General features: G+C 66.0%; 5 protein-coding genes. 3 read left to right on the forward strand and 2 right to left on the reverse strand.

What is annotated here, in order from left to right:
• Positions 1–23 precede the first annotated feature (23 nt).
• Both ACIQCS_RS18020 and ACIQCS_RS18025 read right to left on the reverse strand, forming a co-directional pair.
• Complete coding sequence (locus ACIQCS_RS18020) at positions 24–2,729, reverse strand: TonB-dependent receptor domain-containing protein (protein ID WP_345847302.1); 2,706 nt, start codon at positions 2,727–2,729, stop codon at positions 24–26.
• Positions 2,730–3,079: 350 nt separating this feature from the next.
• The gene (locus ACIQCS_RS18025) at positions 3,080–4,774 is read right to left on the reverse strand and encodes a DUF885 family protein (RefSeq protein WP_345847300.1); all 1,695 of its coding nucleotides are present in this window, start codon (positions 4,772–4,774) and stop codon (positions 3,080–3,082) included.
• 472 nt (positions 4,775–5,246) lie between these two features.
• On the opposite strand from ACIQCS_RS18025, the gene ACIQCS_RS18030 reads away from it, so the two are divergent.
• The 3 genes from ACIQCS_RS18030 to ACIQCS_RS18040 all read left to right on the forward strand — a co-directional run bounded on the left by ACIQCS_RS18030 (position 5,247) and on the right by ACIQCS_RS18040 (position 12,094).
• Positions 5,247–8,093 carry a TonB-dependent receptor domain-containing protein gene (locus ACIQCS_RS18030; RefSeq protein WP_345847299.1) on the forward strand — a complete coding sequence of 949 codons (2,847 nt, stop codon included), beginning with the start codon at positions 5,247–5,249 and terminating at the stop codon, positions 8,091–8,093.
• A 94-nt stretch (positions 8,094–8,187) separates the two neighbouring features.
• Complete coding sequence (locus tag ACIQCS_RS18035) at positions 8,188–10,419, forward strand: prolyl oligopeptidase family serine peptidase (protein WP_345847298.1); 2,232 nt, start codon at positions 8,188–8,190, stop codon at positions 10,417–10,419.
• Position 10,420: 1 nt separating this feature from the next.
• Positions 10,421–12,094 (forward strand): DUF885 family protein, encoded by a 1,674-nt coding sequence (locus tag ACIQCS_RS18040; protein WP_345847297.1) that lies wholly within the window; start codon positions 10,421–10,423, stop codon positions 12,092–12,094.
• Positions 12,095–12,102 lie beyond the last annotated feature (8 nt).

The raw sequence follows: 12,102 nt of genomic DNA on the forward strand, positions 1-12,102 counted from the left end.
AAGCGACACCCGATCCCCTTTCCTCAGAACTTGGTCCGGATGCCGAAGGTGACCAGCCGTCCCAGGGTGCTGCCATTGGTATAGGCGGCGGCGCTGTTCAGCCAGGGCGGATCCTGGTCGAAGATGTTGTCGACGTTCAGCGTGAGCATCGCGTTCTTGATGAAGCCGTGCGCGCCCAGATCATAGGCGAGGAAGGCGTCCACCGTCTGGAACGCGCCCACCCGGGTCTGCGGCGAAACGCCGAGGATCGGGAAACCGCCCTTGTAGTTGTACGAGGCCGAGGCGATGAAGCCGCCCGACTTGCCGCCCAGCGTAGCGACGAAGGCAGTGCGGCCGACGCCGTTCTTCAGATCGTCGGTGAACGGCCCGCCGGAGACCGCCTGCGACTTGCGGCTGAGCGTATAGGTGCCAGCGATGCTGGCGTTGATCGCGCCGAAGCCGGTCAGGCGGGTATAGGCCAGGTTGAAATCGAGCCCGTCGGTGTTGACCGCGCCCAGATTGTTGCGGCGCGCATCGATCAGCACATAGGGGGTGAGCGGACCGGTATAGAGGCTGGCGATGCTCGGCGCACCGACCACGTTGAGGTTGCCCACCGCCGCCTGGGCCTGGGCCAGCGTCGGCCGCAGGATATAGAAGTTGGCGTAGTTGGTGTTGGTGAACAGCGTCGGCGAGAGGAACGGCGCCAGGCCGATCGCGTCCTTGAACTTCACATTGTAGTAAGTGAGGTTCGCCACCAGGCCCGGAACCGCCTTCGGCGTCCAGTCGAAGCCGGCGGACCAGGTGTCCGCGCGCTCGGGCTTCAGGTTCGGGTTGCCGCCCGCCAGCACGATCGTCGCACGCGCCGGGTCGACGGGAGTGGCGCCCGGCGCGAGGAACGGGCTGTAGGGCAGCACGGTCGCGCGCGAGTCCGAGGTGTTCGTCGTGTCGGCAAGGCTCGGGGCGTGGAACGAAGTGCCCCAATTGCCCCGGATCGTCAGGTCGGTGAACGGCTTGTAGTTCACGCCGATCTTCGGATTGGTGGTGCCGCCCTGGTCGCTATAGTCGTCATAGCGGACCGACGCCGAGAGCTGCAGCCCGCGCAGGCCGGGGCTGCCATTGCCGGCGCCGACGATCGGGATCATCAGCTCGCCAAAGGCCGAGCGCACGTCGCGCGCGGCGCGCGAGGTCTTCGCATTGGCATAGGAGCCGACCGCGCCCTGGGCGATGCGCGACGAGATGTTCTCGTAATGATATTCCGCGCCGACCGCGAGGCGGACATCGCCGCCCGCCAGATGCGCCAGCGAACCGTCGAGGATCAGCCGGCCCTCGGCCAGTTCCTGGGTGGCATCGCCGTAATTCTCATAATTCCGGATGGCGGCGAGGGCCGCGGGGCTGCTGGCCGCGAGGTCATAGGGATTGAGCGCCATGCCGGGGATCAGGCCGGCGAGCGCGAGCGATGCCGTGGTGGTGTCGAGTGCGGCTTCGCGCACCAGATTGGTGCTGCGCCCGAAATTGCTCTCCGCCCGCAGCTGCCACTTGTCGCCGATCGCGAAGGAGAAGCTGGGAGTGACGCCATAGGATTCGAAGCGCTGGCGGCTGGTCAGGCTGTTCCCATAGACGCTGGCGAAGGAGAAGCTGGCCGTCTGCGATGTCAGGCCCGAGATCGGGCGGAAGAAGGGGTTGAGCGCGGTGATCGTGCTGGAAAGCATGCCCTGGGCCTGGTTCACCACCGTGTCGCGGCGCGACCAATAGGCAGTCACCCCGAAGGCGACATTGTCGTCGAGCTGCTGGGTCAGCGAGCCGAAGACCGAGTTGCGCTCCTCGCGCGGGAACAGGTCGGCATAGGCGTTCTGGTCGCACTTGTTGACCGTGCCCGGCGTGAGGGCGGGCAGGGCATAGGTGACGGGGTTGACCGTGCCGATCTGGATGTTGCCCGGCGCGCAGGTGGTGACGCGGAAATCGCCGCCGCCCTTCGACCGGCGATCGGCCGAGGCATAGTCGCGATCGATGCCGAGGACATTGTCGTGCCAGACATGGGCATAGGAAAGGAACAGCGAGCCGCTGCCCCAGTCCTTGCCGATGGTCAGGTTGCCGTCGACCGTCTTGTACTTGTCGGCAAAGCCGTAGCGCAGATTGGCCGAGACCCCGTCGAAGCGCTTGCGGGTGATGAAGTTCACCACGCCGCCGATCGCGTCGGAGCCGTAGATGGCGGAGCCGCCGTCCGGCACCACTTCGACCCGCTCCAGCACGTCAGGCGGCAGGATCGAGGGATCGACGGTGGTCTGAAGAATGCCCGCGCCGACGCCGCGATGGCCGTTGATCAGCACCAGCGTGGTGCTGCCGCCCGAGGCGCCGAGGTTGCGGATGTTGGGGCGGAGGACCGGCAGGCCGAACGACGCCGAGCCCACCGGGATCGTGCCGAAATTGCCGACCTGCGGGATCTTCGCGAGCAGATCGTTCGAGGAAGCGACCCCGCGTGCGGTGATCGTGTCGCGAGTGACGCCGATCACGTTGGTGCCGGTGGGCGCGACGCCGCGCAGCAGCGTGCCGGTGACGACGATATCGCCCTGGGGCTCTTGCGTGCCGTCATCGGCCGCCTGGGCATCGGCCTGGGCGGCTTCGGGACTTGCCGGAGCGGTCTGCGCATGTGCTGCGCCGGCACAAGCCAGCATGGTGGCGAGGGCCAGCATCGAAAGCCCCGCCTGCTTCGCGAACCCGCGGACGCGCGGCTCCATGATCTCGGTGTTCATATTCCCTCCCCAATTGGTCCTTCGGACTCTCGTTTCCCGCGGGGGCATTGCCTTCCGCCGGATGGAATCACCCGCTCGGGCTATTTTCCACAATCATTCAATCTCGATCTTTTTCGATCATGTCAATGATCAAATTAGATTGTGAACGGGGAGTTTGGGTCGGGGAAACCGGCCGGTATCGCGCGTCTTCCCCGTCGGCAAGGCAGGGCGCGATGCGCGCGGCCATCGCGCGGGACGGCGCCACGCGTCGGCGTCCGGTCGTTCATGCGCGAAGGGCAGGGCGAAAATGGCTCGGGGGCGCACGTCCGGTGCGCCCCCGCTTGCCCGGTGGTTGCCGCGCGCCGCCGCGATCAGCGCGGCACGTCCGACAATGGGACATGCCGCCAGAACCCGCGGATCTCGTCGTCATTGCCGGTCAGGTCGTAGCGCAGCAGCGACACCGGCAGGCGGCCGGTGTTCATCAGATAGTCGTGATAGTCGCGGATCGAGAACCTGTCGCCGAGCTGGCGGCGGCGATCGACCAGCAGCTTCTGGAGCTGCATCGCGCCGATCGTATAGGTCATGCCATAGCCCGGCGGCCGGCGGATATAGATGCCGGCGTCGGTGCGCGCGACATTGTCGTCCAGCCAGGGCGTCCATTGCTTCCAGAACCGCATGGTCTCGCCGACGGTCATCTCGTTGCGCTGCATCTTCACGTCGCCGATCGTGCGGGCCGCGCGGAACAGGCCGAAGATATAGATCAACTCGCGCGTGCGGGGCCGGTCGTCGAACAGGCCCAGCTGGAGCGCGGTCTCCTCGAGATAGAAGCCCCAGCCTTCGGTACGCCCGCTGTCGCTCACCCGGCCGCGGATCGGATCGGTGACGCGCTTTCCGGTCATCCCGTCGAAGCGATGGCCGGGGAAGGTGGCGTGGAGATGGTCCGGCGAGGCGTCGCGGAACTGGATCTGCTCCCAGAACATCGGCCCGGTTGGGCGCACGATCCAGGGCGCGTTGAAGCCGACCTCCCGATAGCTGCCCGGAATATAGTCCGGGATGGTGAGGATCTCCTCATCCTTCAGCCATTTGCGGATCTTGGCATCGGTGCCGGCGAGCTGCGCCTCATATTCCTCGGCCGACTTGGGCAGCTGTAGTTCGGGGAGCTTCCGGTTGCGGTGCCGCTCGGTGGCATAATCGGCCCAGAAGCGCGTGAGCTCGCGTTCGGCCAGCGTCACCACTTCGTCCGACGTGAAGGGCATCAGCCGGACATTGGCGAGGAACCAGTCATAGGCCGGCTTGCCGACCCCGGCGCGGGCAGTCATCGCGGGGCGGGCGGCGGCGAGCCAGTCGCGAAAGCCGCCGATCGCGCCCTCTGCTGCCACGATGTCCGCGAGCAGCGCTGGTTGCTGCGTCCGCGCGCGGACGCGCAGGTCGGCGAACCAGCCGATCAACCCCTCGGGCTCCACCGCGCGATAGGGCATGCCATGGCCCACGCCGTCGCCGTGCGAAAGGCCGTGGAGCGCGAGATCGGCATAATCCGCCGCCACCGAATCGAGGTTGGCCCGCGCCTGGGCCAGATAGGCGGGGATCGCCTTCAGCCGGGCGCGGAAGCCGGCGAGCGCCTCGCCCTTCAACGGCAGCTCGGTATAGGCCAGCCGCTGCAGGGTATCGACATACATGCCCGGATCGCGTGCCCAGGGCTTGAGGATGTTCAGGTTGAAATCCTCCAGGTCCATCTGCGCGCGGACGGCGAGGTAATCGACCTGCTGGTGGCGATCCCAGCGCGCCACGGCGAAATCGGGGAGCTGCGCCTGGAAGCCGCGCAGCTCGGCGCGGCGCTTGTCGACGGCGGCGGCCCTGTAGTCGACGACGCCGTCGGCTGTGGGCGGCGTGCGCCAGGCATCGAAGGCCGTGAACAGCGTGACGAGATCGGCATGGCCGCGCGTTCCCTGGGGCGGCCCGTCGGGCTGGGCGGTGGCCTGCCTCGCGCTTGCCGGAGCGATGCCGAACGCCGCCGGCGCGGCGCTCCCGGCCAGGAGCATCGCGATCACCAGTCCTCCTGCACGCATGTCGATCTCCCCTCGGTCTCCGGCCGCCAGATGCTCGGGCGCCGCATCATTCAGAATAAAACGAAAAACATGTGATTTGTAATGTGATGATCTCATGGGTGGCACTGGTCAAGAGGCACCGAATCGGTGTTATCTCGGAGGCATGCGGGGTGCCTCAGACCAGTCCAAAACGGTGCGAATCGGCGGAAAACCGAGAGTTTCCGACCTTTGTCCCGAGGTTTGGAGAGGGCGCGCCCCGGCTCGCCGGCCCTGTCGGGGTGATCCTCCGGCCTGGAAAAAACCGTGCGCAATCGTGGGTTTCCCGGCAGCTTTGTTACCAAGAAGCGACACTTTTCACATTTTTTCGTTACCCCGAATTGACCCTTCGTGCTTGATATGCTCAAAATCACGCACTTGTTCACGGAAATGGCGCAACCGACGACGCCGGAGCGGAACGAGGCAGGTGGGCGTATCCATTCGGGGAGACACGGACATGGGCAGTAAGCGGGTTGCGGTGATGCGGGCGGGATTGCGGGGCGGCTCCGCGCTGTTCGCCACGATGATGATGATGGGCACGGCGATGGCGCAGACCGCCGAGCCGGAAGCGCAGGAAGCCGAGGCGATCGTCGTCACCGGCTCGCGCATCCCCCGTCCGGACGTCGACTCGAACAGCCCGGTCAACGTGATCGGCAGCGAGGAAATCCGCCAGACCGGCACGGCCGAGACCGAGCAGCTGCTCAACGCGCTGCCCCAGGCGGTCGCCGGTTCGGGTGCCCAGTCCAATGCGGGCAACGGCTCGGCCACGGTCAATCTGCGCAACCTCGGCGCGGCCCGCACCCTGGTGCTGCAGAACGGCCGCCGCATCGTCGGCGCCAGCCAGGACGGCGTGGTCGACATCAACATGATCCCGCCCTCGCTGATCGAGCGGGTGGAAGTCGTCACCGGCGGTGCCTCGGCCGTCTATGGCTCGGATGCGATGGCCGGCGTGGTCAACTTTGTCACCAAGACCAATTTCCAGGGCCTGGAAGTCAGCGGCCAGTACGGCATCAGCGAGCGGGGCGATGCCGAGCGCTACAATATCGACTTCACCGTCGGCGGCAATTTCGGCGATGGCCGCGGCAACATCGTGTTCAACGGCAGCTATTACGACCGTTCGATGGTGAAGGGCGCCGCGCGCGACCATGCCTCGCTCTATCTGGTCGATGCCGTACAGAACGGTAAGGGCGTGCTCGTCCCCGGCGGCAACGGCGTCACGCCGCAGGGCACGATCTTCACGCCGGCGCTGGTCGGCAAGCTCGACCAGTTCGGCAACACCATCGGCACCGCCGGCATCTTCTTCGCGCCCGAAGGCTGGCGCGCCTACAAGACCAGCGACGGCTTCAACGACCGTCCCTATACCAACCTCCAGATGCCGATGAAGCGCTGGTCGGGGGCGATCACCGGCCATTACGACGTGACCGACAACGTCACGGCCTTCTGGGAAGGCAATTACGTCCGCAGCGAGATCAACTCGACGCTGGGCGCGGTGCCGATGAGCAGCTCGGGCTTCCTGCCCAACTTCCAGTTCGACTTGCGCAATCCCTATCTGTCGTCGTCGCTGCGCGAGTTCCTGCGCACCAATCTCGATGGTGACGGCGACAATCTGGTTTCGCTCAACATCAATCGTCGCCTGCTTGACTTCGGCTCTCGCACCGACGACCAGACTCGCGAATTCTCGCGCTTCGTCGTCGGGCTGAAGGGTGCGCTGACCGACAAGCTGAACTGGGAAGCCTTCTACAATCAGGGCCATGTCCGGATCACCGAGGTCCAGGGCGGCGGCGTGCTGATCGACAATTTCGCCAATGCCTTCCTGACCAACCCCAACAATCCCTATGCTTGCAAGGTGGCCGATCCGCGCTGCGTCACGATCAACCCGTTCGGGCTGATGTCGATGACCAAGCCGATGATCGACTATATCTACACCAACCTCACCAACATCACCGTCGTCGACCAGAAACAGGCCGGCGCCAGCATCACCGGCACGCTGTTCAAGCTGCCGGCCGGCAATGTCGGCATCTCGGTGGGCGCGGAATATCGCAAGGAAAGCTCGACCTTCACGCCCGACCAGCTCTACATTCAGGGCAAGGCGCTCTCGCGCTCGGCGGGCATCCAGGCGACCGGCGGCAGCTTCGACGTCAAGGAAGTCTATGGCGAGCTCGTCGTGCCGATCCTGGCCGATCTGCCCTTCGTCCACCTCCTCGCGTTCGAAGGCGGCATCCGCTACTCGGACTATTCCACCGCGGGCGGAGTGACCTCGTGGAAGGCGGGCGGCGAGTTCTCGCCGGTGAAGAGCTTCAAGATCCGCGGCCTCTATCAGCGGGCGGTGCGCGCGCCGAACGTGATCGAGCTCTATTCGGGCGCGACCAACACCGCGCCGCAGGCGACCGACTTCTGCAACGCCACCGGCGCCAACCGCACCGCGGCGGAGCGGGCCTTCTGCATCAGCTCGCTGGGCGTGCCGGCGAGCGTGATCGACGTGTTCCAGCAGGAGAATGTCCAGATCCGCGCGATCACCGGCGGCAATCCCAATCTGAAGGAGGAGACTTCGGACACCTGGTCGCTCGGCGCGGTATTCCGGCCGGAGTTCGTGCCGAACCTCCAGCTCACCGTCGACTATTACAACATCAAGATCGACGGCGCGATCGCGGCGTTCGGCGGCGGTCTCCAGTCGGTGATCACTGCCTGTCGCGCCAATCTGTCGATGAGCAACATCTTCTGCCAGCCGCTCAACCACCGCTCGTCGGACGGGCAGCTCTATGACGTGCCGCTGCTCAACGCGAACATCGCGTCGATGAAGACCGCGGGCGTCGATTTCCGCCTCGACTATCGCCACGACATCGGTTCGCTCGGTCGGCTGAGCTATTATCTGGCCGGCAGCTATCTGATCAACAGCATCGTGCAGAGCAGCCCGATCGTCGCGGCGGTCGATTGCGCGGGCTATATCGGTGGCGGCACCTGCGGCAACGCCAACCCCAAATGGCGCTTCACCCAGCGCGTGACCTGGGACGTGTCCGATGCCTTCCAGGTCTCGCTGCGGCACCGGTTCATCGGCTCGGCGAAGGACGGGCGGATCGCCGCCGCCAAGGCCTCGGGCGGAGCGATGCCGCTGCTCGCGGTGCCGGAGACGGGCCAGATCAGCTATTTCGACCTCAGCGCGTCCTACGACATCGACAAGAGCTTCAGCATCTACGGCATGATCGACAATCTGGGCGATCACAACCCGCCGTTCCAGCTCTACGAACGCGATACCTATGACGCGATCGGCCGCCGGTTCACGATCGGTTTCCGCAAGCGGTTCTGAGGCCCCAAGTCCGGCGGCGGCGGTGATCCCCCGCCGTCGCCGGCAACCGGCCCGGGGGCCGGGAGCGTCGACAGATGGTGAAGGTGTTGGGAAGATGATCAAGTTCAGCGTTTCCGTCCGCGCGATGTCGGCGGCTCTCATGATCGCCTCGCCGGGGGCGGCGGCTCCCGCCTTTGCCCAGCAGGCCCAGGGGCCGGTCCGGGGCACCGCCGGCGTGCCCGGCACCAGCTTCTCGATCGACGAACTCTATCGCTACAAGAGCCTCGTGGGCATCGATCCCCAGGGCTATAGCTGGGCTGCGGACGGCAGCGCGGTGCTCTTCCTGTGGAACGACGAAGGCTATTCGTTCCGCGACATCTGGTCCTGGTCGCCCCGGACCGGGCAGAAGACCCGGCTGACCTTCCTGGGCAAGGACAGCAAGCCGGAGGCGGAAGCGAAGGGCATCGCCCAGGCGGTGTTCCTGGCCAACGGCCGCGTTGCCTTCACCCTGGGCGGCCAGCTCCATATCCGCGAGGCGGACGGCAGGATCGTGAAGGCGGAGGCCGACAAGCGCGGCATCCGCAAGCTCGCCGTCGCGCCTGACGGCTCGAAGCTCGCCTTCATCGCCGCTGCGCCCGCCGCATCGCCGGTCGCCCCCGGCGGCCAGCTCTGGGTCCGCGATATTGCGGCGGGGGAGGGAGCCGTCGCCACGCGCCTTGCCGGCAGCGACGATCCCAAGGTCTATATCGAAGATTTCAAATGGGCCGATAGCGGCAAGGCGATAGCCTTCCAGCAGGCCGACGACCGCGCCATGCCCGAGCGCGATATCTATTACGACGCCAAGGGCAAGCTGCAGAACAACCGCGTGATCCGCGCCTTCCCCGGCGAGGAGACCAGCAGGACGGCGATCGGCATGGTCGACCTCGCCACGGGCAAGTCCCGTCTGTTCGAGCGCCCCGATGCCAAGCATGACGTCTGGGGCTATGGCCTGTCGCATGACGGCAAGCGGCTGTTCGTCAGCAGCGCCGACATGGAGGCCAAGGAGCACAGCATCTATCTCTACGACGCCGCCACCGGCGCGCGCGAGACCTTCTACCAGCTGCGCGAGCCCAAGCATCTCCGCCCCGATTGGCAAGTCGCCTGGGCGCCGGGCGATGACGGCCTGATCATCCTCACCGATCGCGACGGCTGGCTTCAGCTCTACCACCAGAAAAAGGCCGGCGAGGCGCCCCGCCAGATCACCAGCGGCAAATGGGAAATCGCTTCGTTCGCGGTCGATGCGAAGAACAGGCAGCTCTATTTCACTGCCAACAAGTCCGCGCTCCAGGACCGCCAGCTCTACCGGGTGCCGGTCGCCGGCGGAAAGATCGAGCAGCTCAGCGGGCCGGCAGGCGGCACGCACGAGCCGGTCTATTCCCCCGATTTCAGCCGCATCGCCGACTGGTACAGCAATGACGACCTGCCGCCCGAGCTGTTCGTCATCGACACGGCGAAGCCCGGCAAGGCGGTGCAGGTCACCAAGTCGCCCCAGCCCGATTTCTACGGCCAGACCTGGGCGAAGACCAGCTATGTCCAGTTCCCCAGCCATGTCGACGGGATCAACCTGCTCGGCCGGGTGAGCGTCCCCGCCGATTTCGACCCGGGCAAGAAATACCCGGTCATCGTCGGCTCGGTCTATTCGGATGCGGTCCACAACCAGTGGGGCGGCCGCCGTGCCCACCCGACCTGGGGGCTCGACCAGTATCTGGTTTCGCAAGGCTATATCGTCCTGACCGTCAACATCCGCGGCTCCTGGGGGCAGGGACGCGACCACAACCAGACGCAATATGAGAGCTATGGCGAGACCGACATCAACGATCTCGAGAGCGGCGTCCGCTATCTGATCGCCCAGGGCCATGCCGATCCGAAGCGCATCGGCATCTGGGGCTCGAGCTATGGCGGGCTGATGACGATCATGTCGCTGTCGAAGAAGCCCGGCCTCTATGCCGCAGGCATCGCCGGCGCGCCCGCCACCAATGTCTGGCACGCCTTCCCGGCGCAGATGTGGATCATGGGCCCGCCCGACGGACCGGACATGCCCAAGCGCTACGAGGCGCAGTCGGCACTCTATCAGGCCAAGGGCATCAGGGACCCGCTGATGATCATCCACGGCACCCGCGATTCCGTCGTGCTCTATTCGGACACGATGGCGCTGGCCGAGCAGATGATCCAGCGCGAGCAGCTGTTCGAGCTGGTGACGCTGCCGGGTGCCAACCATCCCTGGGACGCGGAGAACATTCCGCAGACCCGCTTCTCGTTCAAGAAGATGGTCGAGTTCTTCGATCGCAATGTGAAGAACCGGAAGTAACATGCTGCGTCGGGGTATCGCGGTTCTGTTGGGAGGCGCCACTTTGCTGGTCGCGCAGGCGGCGGCCGCGCAGCCGGCCGTCCAGCAGCTCGGCGCCGATTTCTGGGCCTGGCGCGGCACCACCCAGCCCGCGAGCAGCGACGACATCCCGCGCATCGTCCGCCCCGCCGGCTGGCTGCCCGACTGGTCCCCCGCCGGCGTCGCCGCCCAGCGCCGGCAGCTTGCCGCGTTCGAGGCGCGCTGGAAGGCGTTGGAAGGGGCCCCGCAAGGCATCAGCGAGAAGGTCGATTACCGGCTGGTCGGCTCGGCGCTGGCCCGCGTCCATTGGGAAATGGATCACATCGCCGCCTGGCGCCGCCAGCCGCATTTCTACACCGCCCAGGCGCTCAACCCGGTGTTCGAGGTTCTGCTGCCCAAGCCGCCGGTCTCGCATGCGCGGCTGGATGAAGTGATCCACCTGCTCGGCAACGCACCCGCGATCCTCGCCGCCGGCCGTGCCAATCTCGACGACATGCGCGGGCCGTTCGTCGACGTCGCGCTCGGCCAGCTCGCCGAAGTACCCGAAAGCCTGCGCGGCATGGCTGCCGGCCTCGCGCCCTATGCCGATGCGGCGCGGAAGAAGCGGCTCGGTGCCGTGGTCGAGAAGGCGATCGCGGCGTTCGCGGGCTACACCGAGTTCCTCAAGGCGAAGCGCGCCGGCCTGCCCGAGCAGACCGCGGTGGGCCGCGATAGCTACCTCTATTTCCTCGGCAATGTCGGCATCTATCCCTATTCGCCCGAGCAGCTTGTCGCGATGGGCCGGCAGGAATGGGCGCGCTCGGTGCTGTTCGAGACGCTCGAGCGCAATCGCAATGCCGGCATTCCCGAGCTGCCGCTCGGTGCCTCGATCGGCGCCGTCACTGCCCGGCTCGATGCCGAGGAGCTCAAGGTCCGTCAGTTCCTGACCGAGAAGAACCTGCTGACGGTCCCGGACTGGGTGGGGCATTACAAGGCCCAGCCTTTCCCCGCCTATCTCGCGCCGATCGGCTGGCTGGGGCGCACCTTCGATTTCACCAGCATCGACCGGACCGGGCAGGACGCGACCGTCTATCTCCCCGATCCTTCGCCCAAGCTCGGCTATTTCAACCTTTCGATCGCGCGCGATCCGCGGCCGATCATCGTCCATGAAGGCGTGCCCGGCCATTTCTTCCAGCTCAGCCTCAGCTGGCGGAACCCCGATCCGCTGCGCCGCCGCTATTATGACAGCGGCGCCAATGAAGGCACCGGCTTCTATGCCGAGGAGATGATGCTCCAGGCCGGCTTCTGGGCCGATGCGCCCAAGACGCGCGAGATCATCTACAATTTCGCGAGATTGCGTGCCCTTCGGGTCGAAGTGGACGTGAAGCTGGCGCTAGGTGAATTCACCATCGCCCAGGCTGCCGACTATCTGGAGAGGATGGTCCCGATGGACCGGGCGACGGCGCGCGAGGAAGCGACGTTCTTCGCCGCCGCGCCCGGCCAGGCGATCAGCTACCAGATCGGCAAGATGCAGACGACCGAGTTCCTCGCGGAGGCCCGGGTGCGCGAAGGCAAGTCCTTCGATCTCAAGCGCTTCCACGATTATCTCTGGGCCAACGGCAATGTGCCGATCGCGCTGCAGAAGGAAGAATATCTGTCGATGGCGACGGGCGGATAGGGGGATGC

Source organism: Sphingomonas sp. NPDC092440 (assembly GCF_044754985.1).
GTDB lineage: Bacteria > Pseudomonadota > Alphaproteobacteria > Sphingomonadales > Sphingomonadaceae > Sphingomonas.

Excerpts from the sequence above, each read along its gene's own strand:
- ACIQCS_RS18020 (WP_345847302.1), bottom strand. The coding sequence starts at position 2,729 with ATGAACACCGAGATCATGGAGCCGCGCGTCCGCGGGTTCGCGAAGCAG.
- ACIQCS_RS18025 (WP_345847300.1), bottom strand. The coding sequence starts at position 4,774 with ATGCGTGCAGGAGGACTGGTGATCGCGATGCTCCTGGCCGGGAGCGCC.
- ACIQCS_RS18030 (WP_345847299.1), top strand. The coding sequence starts at position 5,247 with ATGGGCAGTAAGCGGGTTGCGGTGATGCGGGCGGGATTGCGGGGCGGC.
- ACIQCS_RS18035 (WP_345847298.1), top strand. The coding sequence starts at position 8,188 with ATGATCAAGTTCAGCGTTTCCGTCCGCGCGATGTCGGCGGCTCTCATG.
- ACIQCS_RS18040 (WP_345847297.1), top strand. The coding sequence starts at position 10,421 with ATGCTGCGTCGGGGTATCGCGGTTCTGTTGGGAGGCGCCACTTTGCTG.